Origin of the sequence: Nitrosococcus halophilus Nc 4 (assembly GCF_000024725.1) — a bacterium.
GTDB lineage: Bacteria > Pseudomonadota > Gammaproteobacteria > Nitrosococcales > Nitrosococcaceae > Nitrosococcus > Nitrosococcus halophilus.
The window spans coordinates 4,062,573-4,079,427 of record NC_013960.1; the positions used below are offsets into that span (position 1 = coordinate 4,062,573).

Here is a 16,855-nt window from a genome sequence, read left to right on the forward strand (position 1 = left end):
TCCTCCCTTGTTGTTTTTAGGCCAGATTATCCATCACTCTTATTTTTAGTAGCCCGCTTCCATCCAGAGCGCGTTTGTTGCGGCACCCGACTTAGGGTTAATTCACCAGGAGGTGCATCCCGGGTAATTGTCGCGCCGGCACCAATGGTAGCACCTGTACCGATTTTCACCGGGGCCACAATCTGAGTATCTGAACCAATAAAGGCATGGTCTTCAATAATTGTATGATGTTTATTAGCGCCATCGTAATTACAGGTAATGGTACCCGCGCCGATGTTGACATCCTTGCCGATAGTAGCATCCCCAATATAACTCAAGTGATTAACCTTAGAACCTTGGTTGATGGTGGATTTTTTAATTTCCACAAAATTGCCCACATGTACCCCCTCACCTAACTTTGTTTCAGGGCGGATACGAGCAAAGGGACCAATCCGAGCATAGGCATCAATGGTGGCGTCCTCAATGACGCAATTCGCCAGCACCTCAACCCCTTCCCCCAGCACTGCATTGCGGATATAGCAGTTAGGCCCGATTGTCACTCCGTCACCAAGGGCTACGCGACCCTCAAAAATTACGTTAATATCAATATCAATATCTTGTCCCACCTCCAGCTCTCCTCGCAGGTCAAAGCGGGCTGGGTCACTGAGGCTAACCCCTTCCCCCATTAAACGGGCCGCCTCTCGGGCCTGGTAAGCGCGCTCTAAACGAGCCAGCTGCCCGCGATCATTGATACCCATCACCTCCACTGGATCGGTTGCTGAGACTGCCTCAACCCTATGATTGTCGGCAATAGCGTGCTCAATAATGTCTGTCAGGTAATATTCTCCCTGAGCATTGTTATTGCTAAGCTTGGGAATGAGCTGTCCTAAATAACCAGCCTCTATAGCGATGATGCCCGTGTTGACTTCCCGGATTTTCCGTTGCTCCGGGCTTGCATCAGCCTCCTCAACAATTTTAGATATCCTTCCCGACCTGTCCCGAATAATTCGGCCATAGCCCTTAGGATGCGGCAGTTCAACCGTAAGTAGCCCTATTCCCCCCTCGCCAGCCGTGGCAAGCAGGCTTTGGAGGGTCTGAACCTCGACCAAGGGAACATCCCCATAAAGGATTAGTAGCAATGCTTCCGGGTTGACATGGGGCAATCCCTGAGCCACGGCATGGCCCGTGCCAAGTTGGGACTCTTGCCGCACCCAAGCAATATCGGTTACCCCAATAGCCTTTGGAACGGTTTCTCCGCCATGACCGTAGACTATACTAATCTGCTCTGGATTGAGCTGGCGTGCCTTTGCAATCACATGACTCAATAGCGGCCGACCCGCGAGTCGATGGAGCACTTTTGGCAAGGTTGAACGCATGCGGGTTCCTTGCCCCGCTGCCAAGATAATAACGCTAACAGCCACTATTTCCCCTCTAATTAGGCTTGATGGGAGAGTACTTATTTCCCCCTGAGCGTTTACTCAAGATTGAAAACCAGCATTATGAATTATCATTTTTATGTTTCTTGAGTGTTATATTAGGCCAGGATATGGAAATAAAAAAGGCCGTCAATTGACGGCCTTTTTTATTTCCTTAAGAAAATTTGCTCACCTTCTTTGGCCGAGCTTTTTGCGCACCCGCTCAATGGCTCTGAGTTGGGCAATAGCCTCAGCAAGCTCGGCTTCGGCTCGGGCATAATCCATTTCCCCTTCTCGGTTACGGAGCGCCTCCTCTGCCCGTTGTTTAGCGGCAAGGGCAGCGGCTTCATCAATATCCGTGGCCCGCTGGGCAGTATCCGCCAACACCGTAACCACGTGGGGTTGGACCTCAAGCAACCCACCGGAGACATAAAATAAATCCTCCTGGCCTTCCGGACGCTGAACTCGGACCTCCCCAGGTTTAAGCCGGGTCAGCAAAGGGGTGTGGCGAGGCATGATACCCACCTCACCCATCTCTGCGGGTGCGAACACCATATTGGCCGTTCCGGAGAAGATTTCCCTCTCGGCACTCACAACGTCCACATGCATAGTCATGGCCATTCCCTTCTCCTCACGCGTTCCCGATTAGAGTTTCTTAGCTTTTTCTACTGCCTCGTCAATAGTACCCACCATATAAAAGGCCTGCTCCGGTAGATGATCATATTCACCTTCCACAATACCTTTGAAACTTTGGATGGTTTCTTTGAGGGGTACGTACTTACCGGGACTGCCCGTAAACACCTCAGCCACGAAGAAAGGCTGAGAAAGGAAACGCTGGATCTTTCGCGCCCGGGCCACGATAAGTTTGTCTTCTTCCGACAACTCATCCATACCGAGAATGGCGATAATGTCCTTAAGCTCCTTATAGCGCTGCAAATTGCCTTGCACCGACCGGGCGACCTGATAATGCTCCTGTCCCACAATGAGGGGATCAAGCTGGCGGCTGGTCGAGTCCAGGGGATCCACCGCTGGATAAATTCCAAGTTCTGCAATCTGACGGGACAACACCACCGTAGCGTCCAAATGGGCAAAGGTCGTCGCCGGCGAGGGATCAGTGAGATCATCCGCAGGCACATAGACCGCTTGGATAGAGGTGATAGACCCCGTCTTGGTTGAGGTAATGCGCTCTTGCAGAACCCCCATTTCCTCCGCCAGCGTAGGCTGATAACCCACCGCCGAGGGCATCCGGCCAAGAAGCGCTGAGACCTCCGTACCCGCCAGGGTATAGCGGTAGATATTATCGATAAACAACAATACGTCACGGCCTTCTTCACGGAAATATTCCGCCATAGTCAGCCCGGTCAAAGCTACTCGCAAACGGTTTCCAGGGGGTTCATTCATTTGCCCATAGACAAGGGAAACCTTATCGAGAACCTGGGACTCCTTCATCTCGTGATAGAAGTCATTGCCTTCCCGAGTACGCTCACCAACGCCTGCAAATACCGAGTAGCCAGCATGCTCGGTCGCAATGTTACGGATAAGTTCCATCATGTTGACAGTCTTACCCACCCCGGCACCCCCAAACAGGCCGACCTTACCCCCCTTAGCAAAGGGGCATATGAGGTCAACCACCTTAATACCGGTTTCCAACAACTCCGTGGCTGGGGATAGCTCCTCATAGGTAGGCGCTTTACGATGAATCGCCCAGCGCTCTTCTTCGCCAACTGGCCCTGCTTCGTCCACAGGATCACCTAGCACGTCCATGATCCGACCTAGCGTCTTAGCCCCCACCGGCACCGAGATTGGCGATCCGGTATTGGTCACCGCCATTCCCCGGCTCAAACCATCGGAGCTTCCCATGGCAATGGTGCGAACGACACCATCCCCAAGCTGCTGCTGTACTTCCAGGGTCAAACCCACGTCATCGATCCTCAGGGCATCATACACCTTGGGCATAGATTCACGTGGAAATTCCACATCAACTACTGCGCCAATAATCTGCACAGTCTTTCCGGTGCTCATAATCTGTTCCTCTTAGCGATAATAGTGTGTCTCTGTTACCCGCTTGCCCTTAGGCCTGGAACCAGGGACAGGATCTAAAGAGCAGCGGCGCCGCCCACGATCTCTGATAGTTCCTGGGTAATTGCCGCCTGCCTGGCCTTGTTGTAGGCCAACTGGAGATCATTAATCAGGCTCCCAGCATTGTCCGAAGCGGCTTTCATAGCAACCATTCGGGCAGCCTGTTCACAAGCGATATTCTCTACCACACCCTGATAGACCAATGATTCAATATATCGAACGAGTAATTGGTCCAGAACTTCCTTCGCTTCCGGCTCATAGAGATAATCCCAATGATGCTCTAGCTTTTCATCCATCTCTCCGGCATCAATAGGCAACAACTGCTCGATCCCTGGGCGCTGGGTCATGGTGTTGACGAATTCATTAAATACCAAGTAGAGGCGATCAATATTCCCCTCTTGGTAATCATCAAGCATCACCTTAACGGTCCCAATCAAATCCTCCACATGGGGGCTATCTCCAAGATGGGTCGCCTGAGCCACAATCTTGCCGCCAAATCGGCGAAAGAAGACACTTGCCTTTTGGCCAATAGTGCAAAGTTCGATGGGCACGCCTTTTCCATCCCATTCCCGCATGGTCCGCAAAAGGCTTCTGAACAAATTGGTATTCAGACCACCACATAGCCCTCTATCGCTAGAGACAATAATGAAACCGACCTTCTTGACCTCACGACTAATCAGATAGGGATGTTGATATTCTGGATGAGCCTGGGCCAAGTGACGGATTACATTGCGGACTTTATCCGCATAGGGGCGGGAAGCCCTCATCCGATCTTGGGCCTTACGCATTTTACTCGCCGCCACCATTTCCATCGCGCGGGTAATCTTTTGCGTATTCTTAACACTGCCAATCTTACCGCGTATTTCTTTACCACTTGCCATGGATGATGCTCCCGCTTACCACGTGCTAGTGGTTTTGAAGTTCTCAATGGCAGCTCTAATCTCTGCTGCAATTTCGTCACCGTAATCACCCGTTTGGGTGATCTTGTCCAGGAGCTCTGGATGGCTGGATTTCATATAGCCCTGTAAAGCGGCTTCGAAGTCCTGGATCTTCTCGACCTCAATATCATCCAAGAAGCCCTCATTAGCAGCGAACAATGACACCGCCATTTGACCCACGCTCATTGGCGAGTATTGTGTTTGCTTCATGAGCTCCGTCACCCGCTGACCACGCTCAAGCTGCTTCCGGGTTGCCTCGTCCAAATCGGAAGCAAACTGGGCAAAGGCCGCAAGCTCCCGATACTGAGCAAGATCTAGGCGAACCCCGCCCCCTAGCTTTTTGATGATCTTAGTCTGGGCTGATCCCCCCACCCGTGACACCGAAAGGCCCGCATTTATAGCTGGACGGATACCGGCGTTAAATAGATCCGTTTCCAAGAAAATCTGGCCGTCCGTAATAGAAATAACGTTAGTGGGGATAAAAGCGGAGACGTCCCCCGCCTGAGTCTCAATAATAGGTAAGGCGGTCAAAGAACCGGTCTTCCCTTTAACCTCGCCATCAGTTAATTTTTCCACTTGCTCGGCATTAACCCGGGCAGCCCGCTCCAATAAGCGGGAATGGAGGTAAAAGACGTCGCCAGGAAACGCCTCGCGCCCCGGTGGGCGACGGAGCAACAAGGAGACCTGCCGATAGGCCCAGGCCTGTTTGGTAAGGTCGTCATAAATAATCAGGGCATCCTCTCCCCGATCACGGAAATATTCACCCATGGCACAACCGGCATAGGGCGCAATAAATTGCAGCGCAGCCGATTCAGAAGCATTTGCGGCAACGATAATAGTATGTTCTAGGGCTCCATGTTCTTCCAGTTTGCGCACCACACCCGCAACGGAGGAAGCCTTTTGGCCGATGGCTACATAGATACACTTAATACCGGTGCCTCTTTGATTGATGATGGTATCTACGGCGACCGCTGTCTTTCCCGTTTGCCGATCCCCAATGATCAGCTCCCGCTGACCCCGACCAATGGGCACCATGGAGTCAATGGCTTTCAAACCCGTTTGCACCGGTTGCGAAACCGACTGGCGGGTAATAACGCCGGGTGCCACCTTTTCAATTGGGGAGGTTGCTTCTGCCTCAATAGGTCCCCCCCCATCAATGGGAATACCCAAAGAATCGACCACCCGACCGAGTAATGCTTCTCCAACCGGCACTTCCAAGATCCGGCCAGTACACTTGACTCGATCACCTTCAGAGATATGTTGGTAAGGGCCAAGTACTACGGCACCGACTGAATCCCGCTCTAGGTTCATGGCAAGACCGTAGGTGTTGCCCGGGAATTCAATCATTTCACCAAACATAACGTCGGCAAGCCCATGAACACGGACAATACCGTCAGTCACACTGACCACCGTACCTTCCGTACGGGCTTCTACCTTGGCTTCGAATCCTTCAATACGTTTTCTAATAAGTTCGCTAATTTCTGCAGCGTTGAGTTGCAGTTGCATGGCTATGTCCTCTTATTCGGCCCGCTCTAGTGCAGCAACGAGGTGGCCAACTGATTAAGTTTCCCAATAGCAGAACCGTCAATAACCAAATCGCCGGCGCGGATAACAACGCCACCTAGCAGGGATTCATCGGTTTTACAGGAAAAGGTCACCTCACGTCCTAGCCGACGTTTGAGGGCGGTCGCAATTTCATTCAATTGATCTTCGGTCAGCGGCTTAGCCGAGATAATCTCGGCTTCTATTGTTTCTTCGGTTTCAGCCCGCAGCTGCTCAAACAAGGTAGCAATTTCCGGAAGCACGGACAGGCGATCATTGTCGGCTAATACTTTGAGAAAGTTTTTAGCGGCGTCAGTGACCGTATCGCCTCCGATTTCAACAAACAACTCAATGAGCTGATCGGAAGTGTAGCGCGGATCGTCGATCAAAATCTGTATTTCCGGGTCTCTAGCTAGGTCCGCAAATGCATTTAGCGCACCCGACCATTGATCGTAGTTCCCCTGTGCCTGGGCTAGCTCAAACACCGCATTGGCATACGGTCGAGCAATCGTTATCTTTTCAGCCATTAACTTATAAGATCCTTAAATCTGGCCCACCAACTCTTTTACCAAGGCTTGGTTTGCCTCTTCGTCGAGTTCCCGTTTGAGAATCTTGCTAGCCCCGGCGACGGCAATCGACACCACTTGGCCTCGCAAATCCTCACGGGCACGATTCATCTCCTGCTGGATCTCGGCGTTGGCCGCGGCCTTTAACCGTTCTCCCTCAGCGTGAGCAGATTCCTTAGCTTCCTCAACAATTTCATTGGCGCGTTTCTGGGCCTGAGAGATAATCTCGGCAGCCTTTTCTTTGGCCTCGTGCAGGGTCTCCTTGGCGCGTTTTTCTGCCAACTCCTGCTCATGCTTGCCGCGCTCGGCCGCAGCCAAGCCGTCAGCAACCCGCTTCTTCCGTTCTTCCATCAGGCGTGTCAAAGGCCCCCAAAGGTAGCGGTTGACAAACCAGATTAGAATCCCGAAGGCCACCATCTGGCCGATGAGCGTAGCAGTTACATTCATGGCGGCACTCCTCTACTTCGTATAGTTGTGGCTGATCTATTTTATTAACTTAACCCCCAAGAGCCGCCTGAGCAGCACCGGTGAAGGGATTGGCAAAAACAAACCACATGGACATACCCAGAACAATCATGGGAAAAGCTTCCATCAGACCGCCTGTAAACAACATTTGCCCCATCAACTGTGGGCGCATTTCAGGCTGCCGAGCGATGCCTTCAATATACTTGGAGCAAATAAGCCCCCAACCCAGTGCGGAGCCAAGACCGGCAGCAGCAAGGATGATTCCCACACCAATCGCAGTAGAGGCATAAATAGAAACAAGCAATTCAGGATTCATGAAATTTCTCCTCGTAATGAAATAAGATGAAAAAATGTTTATTTAGAAAAACTGGTGTTGATTAATGTTCTTCCTCGGTATGGGCCATTCCCAGGTAAACAATGGTAAGCAACATAAAAATAAACGCCTGCAACGTGATCACCAGAATATGGAAAATAGCCCACAGGGTATCCAGCATGATCTGCGGCAACCAGGCCGCTCCAAAACCCGCCAAGGACAATAGGGCGATGAGCAGAAAAATAAGCTCGCCAGCAAACATATTGCCAAACAAGCGCAAGCCAAGAGAGACAGGTTTGGCGACCTCTTCAATGGTCGTCATGACGATGTTAACAGGGACCAAATACTTACCAAATGGATGAAAAAGGAATTGCTTGAGGTAGCCGAACGGACCCTTAATTTTGATGTTGTAATAAACAATGAGGGCAAATACCGTCAATGCCAAGGCAAAGGTGGTATCAAGCTCAGTGGTTGGCACCACTTTAAGGCTATGGATCCCCATTACCTCAGCAAGCTTAGGCAGTAAATCCACGGGAATTAAATCCATGGCGTTCATCAAAATCACCCATAGGAAAATGGTAATGGCAAGCGGTCCTATGAGTGGGTTACGCCCCGGGAAAATATCCTTAACCTGCTGATCCACAAACTCAACAACGGCCTCTAGCACATTCTGCATACCGCTAGGTTCCGACAAATTGAGATTACGGCCGACACGGTAGCTGGCGTAGACTAGCAGCGCTGCCAAGCCGAGGCTGATAAATAGGGTATCGAGCTTTAAGCTCCAGAATCCCATGCTCTCGCATTGGCCAATACACAAATTCGTGAGATGGTGGTTGATGTATTCTACGGGGTTGCTTTCGGCGCTCAACTTTTTCTTCCCACTGGTTGGTTATAACGAGTTATTACAAATATTCTTTGCTATCCCAAAATGCTAATGGGGCGTATTCATAGGTACGCGATTAAACAGGTAGCCTAACTGGGCCGCAGCAAAGCCAAGCAATAACGCTAACGGATCTAACTTCAACACTCCCATACCAATTGCCATCAAAAGCAAAGTTCCCCCAAAGCGAATGCTCGCTCCGATGTAGAGTTCAGCTAAAGCTCGCTTGCTGTTAGTCCGACTTACTCGCCAGGCCATGATGGCGGTATTGATTAAGGCAATACCCCCACCATATCCCGCTGCCAGCGCACTTTCGCCACCCTTAATAGCAGCATAAGCCAGTACTACCGGGAGTACTAAAAACAGCTGAACAACCAGCAGTCTGCGCAAAGTCGCGCGCAGCACTTTCGCTGCATAGCTCATAACCTGTATCTTCTACAAATCCAGCAAAACTGAGGTGCCAGCTTCTTCATCAAGATGTCGTTAGTGTTGATTATTTTCTGCCGCCCGTTACGGGGCGCGCAGTATAATGACTGGAAGCGCCAGGGTCAATGATAACCGCGCAACCTCTCTTTACTTTATTGGTTGAGGTTTTGTTTTAGGGCAGCTATCCTAACTTATTTTTCCTTGTTAAAACAATCCCGCACTCAAAAGATCACTTGATATGGGCCAATATGCCATCTAACTCATCGACACTATGGTAATGAATCAAAAGTTTACCGCTGCCACTAGGATGGTGCTGAAGACGAACCACTGCACCTAACCGCTCGGCCAGTTCCTCTTGCAACCGACGAATATCAGGATCTAACGATTTTTCTTTAGAACGCCGGGGGGGGGGTGCTTGCTGCAAGCGCTTTACGAGACGCTCTGTTTCCCGCACTGATAATCCTTGCTGGGCAACCGTACGTGCTGCTTTCCGCTGAACTTCGTCGCTAAGCGCGAGCAGGGCACGTGCATGTCCCATCTCGAGATCCCCTTTCTCCACCAAGTGCTTGACTTCATTTTCTAGTGTCAAGAGGCGTAGCAAGTTAGATACTGCAGCCCGGGAACGACCCACTGCCTGGGAAGCTTCTTGGTGAGTTATACCGAATTCATTAATCAACCGTTGCAAGGCATTCGCCTCTTCAATGGGATTGAGATCCTCTCGTTGAATATTTTCAATCAACGCCATTGCCACAGCAGTTTGATCAGGCACATCCCGTACTACGGCCGGAATTTCATCAAGGCCTACCATCTGCGCTGCCCGCCAGCGGCGCTCACCAGCAATGAGTTCGAAGGTGCCACTCCCTCCTGGACGCACGACAATGGGCTGAACTATTCCTTGAGCACGAATAGAGTCAGCCAACTCTTCTAGGGCCGTAGGACATATTTCCATCCGCGGCTGATACTTTCCAAGCCGGATCTGATCCAGGGGAAGGCGCCGCAATTCCTCTTTGGCCTTACTTTCACCGATATCGATAGGCAAGTCAGCAGCACCCAATAAGGCATCTAAACCCCGTCCCAATCCCCGTTTTTTTACTGCCATCGTGGAATTACCTCACCTCCGCCTGTAAGGGTTCTTCTCTCACCTCTCGCATGAGTACCTCTTTTGCCAGGACCAAATAAGCAACAGAGCCGCGGGAAGCACGATCATACAGCATAACCGGTTTACCATAACTTGGCGCTTCCGCTAAACGAACATTACGCGGGATAATGGTGCTGTAGACTTGTTGCCCAAAATGACTTACCAGCTGATTGGACACTTCATTGGCAAGATTATTGCGCGGATCGAACATCGTTCGAAGCAAGCCGGCAATATGCAATTCAGGATTGAGTCTTTGCTGAATCCCTTCAATGGTATTCAGCAAAGCCGATAAGCCTTCAAGGGCATAATATTCACACTGGATTGGAATAATCACCCCATCGGCTGCGGTTAAGGCATTGATTGTCAGCATATTGAGGGCGGGCGGGCAATCAACAAGGATCTCGTCGTAGTCATAACGAATTTTTTCAAGGGCTAACCGCAATCGAGATTCCCGTTTTGATGCTGAAAGCAATTCCACCTCAGCGGCTGTCAAATCGCCGTTGGCGGGCAATACAGTATAGCCCGACTCCTCAAGTTTAATCAGGGCATCATGGGGAGCAAAGTCTTCCAATAGGACATCATAGGTAGTCGCTGATAAGGAGGATTTATCGATACCACTGCCAGTGGTGGCATTCCCTTGGGGATCCATATCAATCAGCAAGACGCCGCGTTTATGGGCAGCAAGCGAAGCGGCTAGATTGACGCTGGTGGTTGTCTTGCCCACCCCCCCCTTCTGGTTAGTAATGGCAATAATACGGCCCATCTCAATGATCTCCTGCCCTGCTCGGTCTTAACTTTACCAAATGGCGTTGAGCATTAAGCCCCGGTACCGATAAAGCACAGACGTCTACAATTTCAAAGGTTGCGGGCAATGCCTTAAGTTCCTCTTCCGGGAACGCCCCTTTCATCGCCAGCAAATACCCCGATGGTTTGCATAAATGTCCTGCCTGAACTACAAAATCAGCCAATTTGGCAAAAGCTCGGGTCACGACAACATCAAACAGGTCAGGGGGATGGTAGGCCTCAACCCGCTCACAAACGACCGAGACATTCGATAATCCTAATTCAATGGATGCTTGAATGAGAAATCGAGTTTTTTTAGCGCTCTTATCAAGTAAGGCGAATTCACGCTCAGGATAGGCTATCGCTAGAGGAATACCCGGCAATCCCGCGCCGCTACCCACATCTAGGATTCGGCCCTCTCCCAAAGAGGGCCCAATACTAAGGCTATCAAACAAGTGCTTTGAAATCATTTCTGCAGGATTTCTAATAGCCGTTAGGTTATAACGCTGGTTCCACTTCTCCAACAACCGGACATAGGCCAGCAATCCCCCTACTTGCCTCTGCTCCAGCTTGAACCCTAAGATTAACAACCCTTTCTCAAGAATATCTGTTCCCATTAAAGCTAAGCTTATTTTTCTCTAGATTGGGACATTAACGGGAAAAAATTTGTTAGCAATAAGACCTAAACCTCCGCCTCTTCTAAGACACGGGCACGCTTTAAGTAAACTAATAAAAGTGACACCGCAGCAGGAGTCACTCCCGGTATCCGCGCTGCTTGCCCCAAGGTGGCTGGCCGCACCCGTGCCAGTTTCTCCTGGACCTCAGCGGAAAGCCCCTTAACCTGATGGTAATTCAAATCTAAAGGGAGGCGTAGGCCTTCATGGCGCTGCTGGCGATTGATCTCCTGTTGTTGGCGTTCGATATAACCCGCATATTTGGCTTGAATAGCAATTTGTTCCGCCACGACTAAGTCTACTGCTACCGGCTCGCCAATCAAACGCATCAGCTTTTCATAACTGATTTGTGGCCGCCGCAACAGCTCAATAAGGCGGTACTCACGGCGTAGGGGCTCACCCAAGAGGGTAGTTGCCTCTTCCTGGGCAACCTGATCCGGTCCAATTCGTTGCTGGGAGAGCCGCTGGTTTTCCCTTTCAATTGCTTCCCACTTGGCATTAAATTGCCTCCAACGAGTCTCGTCTACCACCCCTAATGCCTGCCCTTTGGGAGTCAGACGCAGATCGGCGTTGTCTTCGCGCAACAGCAGGCGATACTCGGCGCGGCTGGTAAACATCCGATAAGGCTCGCTAGTTCCGCAGGTGATCAGGTCATCGATGAGCACCCCCACATAGGCCTCATCCCTTCGTGGACACCAGGGCGCTTGATCTCGGATTTGAAGGCCAGCATTAAGCCCCGCAATCAACCCTTGGGCCCCTGCCTCTTCATAACCTGTGGTCCCATTGATTTGGCCAGCAAAATAGAGCCCTTGCAGAAAAGAAGTTTCCAAGGAAGGCTTTAGATCCCGGGGGTCGAAGAAATCATACTCAATAGCATAGCCTGGACGGGTAATATGGGCCTGCTCAAATCCTGGAATAGAACGCACGAGCGCTTCCTGAACATCAAAGGGCAAGCTAGTGGAGATGCCATTAGGGTAGACCTCGAAGGTTTCCAATCCTTCAGGTTCAATAAAAATCTGATGGGATTCTTTATCAGAAAAACGAACCACCTTATCCTCAATGGAGGGGCAATAACGAGGCCCCATCCCTTCAATCTCCCCGCTATACATGGGAGATCGATCCAGATTGGCATGGATAATTTCATGGGTCTGGGGAGTAGTCCGAGTAATATGGCAGTGTACCTGGGATGGATGATCCTGCGCTGAACCCAGGAAAGAAAATACTGGTACCGGTTTATCCCCAGGTTGTACCTCCAGTTGAGAATAGTCAATACTGCGCCCATCGATACGGGGAGGAGTCCCGGTCTTTAAACGAGCAACCCGGAAGGGAAGTTCCCGCAACCGACAAGCCAGAGCGTTGGCTGGAGGATCACCCGCTCGCCCCCCTTCATGATGAGTTAATCCCACATGAATGCGTCCCCCCAAAAAAGTCCCCACGGTAAGGATAACTGCCGGAGCATAAAAGGTAAGCCCCAGTTGAGTCTTTACCCCAATCACCCGCTCCCCTTCCACTAGGAGGTCGGCGACTGCCTGCTGGAAAAGGGATAGATGAGGCTGTTGTTCTAGGGATTTGCGCACCACCGCCTTGTATAAGGCCCGATCTGCCTGGGCCCGAGTAGCTCGGACAGCCGGACCCTTGCGAGCATTCAGCACCCGAAAATGAATTCCAGCCCGATCCGCCGCCTGCGCCATTAACCCGCCCAAAGCATCAATCTCTTTAACAAGGTGCCCTTTACCAATGCCACCGATAGCGGGGTTACAGCTCATCTGACCCAGAGTTTCAAGATTGTGGGTCAGTAGCAATGTTCGCGCACCTTGCCGGGCAGCGGCCAAAGCGGCTTCAGTGCCCGCATGGCCACCTCCCACAACAATGACCTCATATTGATAAGAAGAACTCATGGACTATTTGCCGATACAAAAAGTTGAGAATATCTCACCCAATAAATCATCCGAACGGTACTCGCCCGTAATTTCTGCCAAGGCATTTTGAGCCTGACGCAGCTCTTCGGCAAGCATTTCTTCAGGCCCTTCCTCCTTGAGGATCTCCCCCGCCGCCGCCACAGCGGCTCCCGCCCGCTGCAAAGCTTCTAAATGACGTCGCCGGGCTAAGAAGTATCCTTCCCCTTCCCCATCAAAGCCCGCACACTCTTTGAGCCGCTGTAGGAGCAAATCCATGCCGGCGCCGGTTAGCACGGAAAGCCGGAGCACTACCCTCTGAGAATCTTCTCTGCGCTCTGCTGACGCGCCACTCAGATCAATCTTGTTCAGTATGAGGGTATGGGACACATTATCAGGTAATTCACCGAGAATCGATTGCTCTAATTCCGTTAAACCCACCTGATCATCGGCAATCAGCAACACATGGTCAGCGTTAGTAAACTCTTCACGGGTACGACGCATTCCTTCCTGTTCGATGATATCCATGGAATCATGAAGCCCCGCAGTGTCAGAAAGGCGTATAGGCAAACCGTCGATAGTAATATGCTCGCGCAAAAGATCCCGGGTAGTTCCAGGGACATCCGTAACAATGGCAGCTTCAAATCCCGCCAAGCGATTGTGCAGGCTGGATTTACCGACGTTGGGCCGGCCTACCAGCACCACCCTTATTCCTTCCCGAAGTAAAGCCCCCTGCCGGGCGCTGCGATGGATTCTCCTTAATATGGATTGGAGTTCTTGTAAACGCTCTGCCACTGCCCCTTGTTCAATAAAATCAATATCCTCATCGCTAAAATCAATATCCGCCTCTACCAAACAGCGTAGTTCGATTAACTGATCTCGCAAATCCTGGATCTGGGCTGAAAATTCACCGTGGAGAGAACGTAGGGCACTGCGGGCAGCCTGCTCAGAGGCACTTTCAATAAGATCGGCAATCGCCTCAGCCTGGGCTAAATCAATTTTATTATTAAGAAAGGCCCGCTCACTAAACTCACCAGGACGCGCTAAACGAACGCCTAACTGGAGAACACAGCTCAAAAGCCAGTCCATCACGACAGGCCCTCCGTGCCCCTGCAACTCCAGTACATCTTCACCGGTAAAAGAGTGTGGGCTAGGAAAATAGAGAGCGAGCCCCCGATCGATGGTCTCTCCCTCGCCATCGCGAAAACGAGAGAAAGCAGCGTAACGGGGCGGAGGAAGCCGCCCCGTAATGTGTTTTGCCACTTGACGGCAAAGCGGGCCTGAAACGCGAACCACCCCAATGCCACCTCGACCGGGTGGGGTGGCTATCGCAGCGATGGTATCGCTCAGCCCTCCTTTTCGATCTGGCGAGTAATGTACCATTGCTGGGCAATGGAAAGGATATTATTGACCACCCAATACAGGACCAATCCCGCCGGAAACAGAACAAAGAAGATAGTAAACATCACCGGCATCAAAGAGATAACCTTCGCCTGTATAGGGTCGGTTGGTGCTGGACTCAGCTTCTGCTGGACAAACATGCTTACCCCCATTAATAGGGGCAAGATATAATAAGGATCTTTCGCAGTGAGGTCCTGAATCCAGAAAACAAATGGCGCATGCCGTAATTCAACCGATTCTATTAACATCCAATAGAGCGCAATAAATACGGGGATCTGCACCAAGATAGGAAGACATCCCCCCATAGGATTGACCTTCTCCTTCCTATATAGCTCCATCATGGCTTGACCCATTTTGTGTCGATCATCCCCATGCCGTTCCTTGAGAGCAAGAAGCTGAGGCTGTAATTTGCGCATGCGGGCCATAGAGCGGTAACTGGTCTGGGAAAGCTTGAAGAAAATCAGCTTGACCACCACGGTCAACAGCACGATAGCCCATCCCCAGTTGCCCACCAAACTATGGAACCAGCTCATCAGCCAGAAGAGGGGCTCAGCAAGGATGGTCAATTTGCCATAATCTACGGTTAGGTTAAGTTTTGGGGCTGTAGCTGCCAGCCGGTCCTGAATCTTGGGACCCGCAAACAAACTCAAATTGAACTCTCCGTTCTCCCCTGGAGCCACCGTCTGCTGGGAAGGCATTACCCCGGCAATATAGCGGGAGCCTCGCACATGCTTACCGTAATAATAATTGCTTCCCTCCTCCCGAGGGATCCAGGCGGCCACGAAGTAGTGTTGGAGCATGGCTGCCCATCCCCCCGAGCTGTGGCGCTCAAAGGATTGTGAAGCTAAGTCACCAAAATCAACTTTCTGGTACTCATTCTCTTCTGTGGAAAAAACCGCACCTATATAGGAGCGGACAAAGAAACTGTCAGACTTAGGAGGAGTACGGATAAATTGAGCATAGGGCCGTCCCGTCCAAACTTGATCTGTTCCATTTTCGATCTTGAGTTTTAGATCAACCTCATAGCTATCCCTATGGAATATGTAGGTCTTCGTCACCTTAATCCCGTTCTCATCCTCCCAAGTGAGGGGAACAACCAAGCTGTCCTCACCCGGTACCAATTCATAATAGGCCTTGGACGCTGAAAATTGCGCTGTTTCATGGGTGACAGAAGGGCCCGAAACCGCTCGTAATCCTGATTGAGTAACAAAAAGATCAGGATCGGCTTGATGCAATAAAGACACCGGCTCGTTGGGTTTTTTGAGGGAAACCGGATAATCCAATAGCTGTACTTCATACAGATCGCCGCTAGCCATTTCAATCTTGACGGTGAGGAGATCCGTTTTTACCTCGATAGTTTGCCCTGGCTGGATGGGGGTCGTATCCATATCCGCCATTTCGGGCGGCGTCGTACCGGGAACCCCCTCAGGTAGCTGCGCATCTGGAACCTCCTCTGGCAGAGCCGGAGAAGAATCTTTCAAACTAGCCGAGGGTTGTTGCGGCGGCGGGGGCATAAGCGGGATGGGGCCATAATCCGTTTGCCAAGCATCCCACATCAAAAACAATACTAGAATCAAAGCAGAGAATAGAAACAACCGATAGTTTTCCATGACACCTTTTCCGTTGGGTTTCCGGCATGGAGAACAATATCCCCTAAATGCCAGCGATAGCGATTATTCAGCCTCTATCGCAGATAACCTCAATGAATTAAACAGAACGACTAAAATTGGCAGCCTATTTGCTTCATGACAGCCTATAGAACAGCCATAACATTGCAGGAAAAAGATTTAGGAATCATTACGCCGCTCGATTAGGCGCATCCATTGGCCCTCTAGGCAACGGAGCAGATCCGAATTTGAACGCTGGTTAATACCTGGCCTAGACAACACCACCAGATCCCGCCCACCCAATACTCGTTGCCATTGACGGAAGCTCTCTCTAATCAGGCGCTTTATCCGATTTCTATCAACTGCTCGGGAAAAGTGTTTGCGGGGGATAGCCATCCCTAGACGGGGATGATCTAAGCTATTAGAGCGATAAAGTACAGTAAACGCTTTGCCGCTAGCCCGCTTCCCAGCCGCAAACACTTGCTTGAAGTCGCCTGGGTCCACCAGCCGCATCGAGCGAGTGAACCCGAATTGTTTCATGCTGAGACAAAGTCTATTTGAATTGAGTTTTAAGCACTAAGGCGCTTCCGCCCCTTAGCGCGGCGCCTATTGATCACAGCGCGACCGCCCTGGGTCCGCATCCGAGCACGAAACCCGTGGGTGCGTTTACGCTTTAAGTTTTTAGGTTGGAAGGTACGCTTCATCTTTGTTGAACCTATTTAACAGCCATAACTGGCTAGATACCCGTGCGAAA

At 50.9% G+C, this 16,855-nt stretch carries 18 protein-coding genes; all 18 read right to left on the reverse strand.

All coding sequences use genetic code 11. The annotated features are described in order from the left end of the window. Positions 1–26 precede the first annotated feature (26 nt). Complete coding sequence (glmU, locus tag NHAL_RS19130) at positions 27–1,400, reverse strand: bifunctional UDP-N-acetylglucosamine diphosphorylase/glucosamine-1-phosphate N-acetyltransferase GlmU (RefSeq protein WP_013034803.1); 1,374 nt, start codon at positions 1,398–1,400, stop codon at positions 27–29. 183 nt (positions 1,401–1,583) lie between these two features. Continuing rightward, a complete protein-coding gene (locus NHAL_RS19135) occupies positions 1,584–2,015 on the reverse strand; it encodes a F0F1 ATP synthase subunit epsilon (RefSeq protein ID WP_013034804.1) in 432 nt (143 codons plus the stop codon). A 24-nt stretch (positions 2,016–2,039) separates the two neighbouring features. Further along, positions 2,040–3,416: a F0F1 ATP synthase subunit beta gene (gene atpD / locus NHAL_RS19140; protein ID WP_013034805.1), complete on the reverse strand. Its 1,377-nt coding sequence runs from the start codon at positions 3,414–3,416 to the stop codon at positions 2,040–2,042. 74 nt (positions 3,417–3,490) lie between these two features. After that, positions 3,491–4,354 carry a F0F1 ATP synthase subunit gamma gene (atpG, locus tag NHAL_RS19145; RefSeq protein WP_013034806.1) on the reverse strand — a complete coding sequence of 288 codons (864 nt, stop codon included), beginning with the start codon at positions 4,352–4,354 and terminating at the stop codon, positions 3,491–3,493. A 15-nt stretch (positions 4,355–4,369) separates the two neighbouring features. Beyond that, positions 4,370–5,917 (reverse strand): F0F1 ATP synthase subunit alpha, encoded by a 1,548-nt coding sequence (gene atpA / locus NHAL_RS19150; protein WP_013034807.1) that lies wholly within the window; start codon positions 5,915–5,917, stop codon positions 4,370–4,372. A 26-nt stretch (positions 5,918–5,943) separates the two neighbouring features. After that, entirely contained in the window at positions 5,944–6,480 is a 537-nt protein-coding gene (locus tag NHAL_RS19155) for a F0F1 ATP synthase subunit delta (RefSeq protein WP_013034808.1), read from the reverse strand. A gap of 15 nt (positions 6,481–6,495) precedes the next feature. After that, positions 6,496–6,966 (reverse strand): F0F1 ATP synthase subunit B, encoded by a 471-nt coding sequence (locus tag NHAL_RS19160; RefSeq protein WP_013034809.1) that lies wholly within the window; start codon positions 6,964–6,966, stop codon positions 6,496–6,498. Positions 6,967–7,015: 49 nt separating this feature from the next. Continuing rightward, the gene (gene atpE / locus NHAL_RS19165) at positions 7,016–7,300 is read right to left on the reverse strand and encodes a F0F1 ATP synthase subunit C (protein WP_013034810.1); all 285 of its coding nucleotides are present in this window, start codon (positions 7,298–7,300) and stop codon (positions 7,016–7,018) included. Between the two features lie 61 nt (positions 7,301–7,361). Beyond that, positions 7,362–8,165 (reverse strand): F0F1 ATP synthase subunit A, encoded by an 804-nt coding sequence (atpB, locus tag NHAL_RS19170; protein ID WP_013034811.1) that lies wholly within the window; start codon positions 8,163–8,165, stop codon positions 7,362–7,364. A 63-nt stretch (positions 8,166–8,228) separates the two neighbouring features. Further along, entirely contained in the window at positions 8,229–8,600 is a 372-nt protein-coding gene (locus NHAL_RS19175) for an ATP synthase subunit I (RefSeq protein WP_013034812.1), read from the reverse strand. A 232-nt stretch (positions 8,601–8,832) separates the two neighbouring features. Beyond that, a complete protein-coding gene (locus tag NHAL_RS19180) occupies positions 8,833–9,702 on the reverse strand; it encodes a ParB/RepB/Spo0J family partition protein (RefSeq protein ID WP_013034813.1) in 870 nt (289 codons plus the stop codon). 7 nt (positions 9,703–9,709) lie between these two features. Further along, the gene (locus tag NHAL_RS19185) at positions 9,710–10,504 is read right to left on the reverse strand and encodes a ParA family protein (protein WP_013034814.1); all 795 of its coding nucleotides are present in this window, start codon (positions 10,502–10,504) and stop codon (positions 9,710–9,712) included. Position 10,505: 1 nt separating this feature from the next. Next, complete coding sequence (gene rsmG, locus NHAL_RS19190; RefSeq protein ID WP_013034815.1) at positions 10,506–11,141, reverse strand: 16S rRNA (guanine(527)-N(7))-methyltransferase RsmG; 636 nt, start codon at positions 11,139–11,141, stop codon at positions 10,506–10,508. 65 nt (positions 11,142–11,206) lie between these two features. After that, the gene (mnmG, locus tag NHAL_RS19195) at positions 11,207–13,096 is read right to left on the reverse strand and encodes a tRNA uridine-5-carboxymethylaminomethyl(34) synthesis enzyme MnmG (protein ID WP_013034816.1); all 1,890 of its coding nucleotides are present in this window, start codon (positions 13,094–13,096) and stop codon (positions 11,207–11,209) included. Positions 13,097–13,099: 3 nt separating this feature from the next. Next, on the reverse strand, positions 13,100–14,476 hold the full coding sequence (gene mnmE / locus NHAL_RS19200; protein ID WP_013034817.1) for a tRNA uridine-5-carboxymethylaminomethyl(34) synthesis GTPase MnmE: 1,377 nt from the start codon (positions 14,474–14,476) through the stop codon (positions 13,100–13,102). Further along, on the reverse strand, positions 14,440–16,104 hold the full coding sequence (gene yidC / locus NHAL_RS19205; protein WP_013034818.1) for a membrane protein insertase YidC: 1,665 nt from the start codon (positions 16,102–16,104) through the stop codon (positions 14,440–14,442). Before yidC ends, mnmE begins: the two co-directional genes overlap by 37 nt. Before the next feature lie 177 nt (positions 16,105–16,281). Continuing rightward, the gene (gene rnpA, locus NHAL_RS19210) at positions 16,282–16,641 is read right to left on the reverse strand and encodes a ribonuclease P protein component (protein ID WP_013034819.1); all 360 of its coding nucleotides are present in this window, start codon (positions 16,639–16,641) and stop codon (positions 16,282–16,284) included. Positions 16,642–16,670: 29 nt separating this feature from the next. After that, on the reverse strand, positions 16,671–16,805 hold the full coding sequence (gene rpmH / locus NHAL_RS20770; RefSeq protein ID WP_013034820.1) for a 50S ribosomal protein L34: 135 nt from the start codon (positions 16,803–16,805) through the stop codon (positions 16,671–16,673). Positions 16,806–16,855 lie beyond the last annotated feature (50 nt).

Excerpts from the sequence above, each read along its gene's own strand:
- NHAL_RS19135 (WP_013034804.1), bottom strand. The coding sequence starts at position 2,015 with ATGGCCATGACTATGCATGTGGACGTTGTGAGTGCCGAGAGGGAAATC.
- atpD (WP_013034805.1), bottom strand. The coding sequence starts at position 3,416 with ATGAGCACCGGAAAGACTGTGCAGATTATTGGCGCAGTAGTTGATGTG.
- atpG (WP_013034806.1), bottom strand. The coding sequence starts at position 4,354 with ATGGCAAGTGGTAAAGAAATACGCGGTAAGATTGGCAGTGTTAAGAAT.
- atpA (WP_013034807.1), bottom strand. The coding sequence starts at position 5,917 with ATGCAACTGCAACTCAACGCTGCAGAAATTAGCGAACTTATTAGAAAA.
- NHAL_RS19155 (WP_013034808.1), bottom strand. The coding sequence starts at position 6,480 with ATGGCTGAAAAGATAACGATTGCTCGACCGTATGCCAATGCGGTGTTT.
- NHAL_RS19160 (WP_013034809.1), bottom strand. The coding sequence starts at position 6,966 with ATGAATGTAACTGCTACGCTCATCGGCCAGATGGTGGCCTTCGGGATT.
- atpE (WP_013034810.1), bottom strand. The coding sequence starts at position 7,300 with ATGAATCCTGAATTGCTTGTTTCTATTTATGCCTCTACTGCGATTGGT.
- NHAL_RS19175 (WP_013034812.1), bottom strand. The coding sequence starts at position 8,600 with ATGAGCTATGCAGCGAAAGTGCTGCGCGCGACTTTGCGCAGACTGCTG.
- NHAL_RS19180 (WP_013034813.1), bottom strand. The coding sequence starts at position 9,702 with ATGGCAGTAAAAAAACGGGGATTGGGACGGGGTTTAGATGCCTTATTG.
- NHAL_RS19185 (WP_013034814.1), bottom strand. The coding sequence starts at position 10,504 with ATGGGCCGTATTATTGCCATTACTAACCAGAAGGGGGGGGTGGGCAAG.
- rsmG (WP_013034815.1), bottom strand. The coding sequence starts at position 11,141 with ATGGGAACAGATATTCTTGAGAAAGGGTTGTTAATCTTAGGGTTCAAG.
- mnmG (WP_013034816.1), bottom strand. The coding sequence starts at position 13,096 with ATGAGTTCTTCTTATCAATATGAGGTCATTGTTGTGGGAGGTGGCCAT.
- mnmE (WP_013034817.1), bottom strand. The coding sequence starts at position 14,476 with ATGGTACATTACTCGCCAGATCGAAAAGGAGGGCTGAGCGATACCATC.
- yidC (WP_013034818.1), bottom strand. The coding sequence starts at position 16,104 with ATGGAAAACTATCGGTTGTTTCTATTCTCTGCTTTGATTCTAGTATTG.
- rnpA (WP_013034819.1), bottom strand. The coding sequence starts at position 16,641 with ATGAAACAATTCGGGTTCACTCGCTCGATGCGGCTGGTGGACCCAGGC.
- rpmH (WP_013034820.1), bottom strand. The coding sequence starts at position 16,805 with ATGAAGCGTACCTTCCAACCTAAAAACTTAAAGCGTAAACGCACCCAC.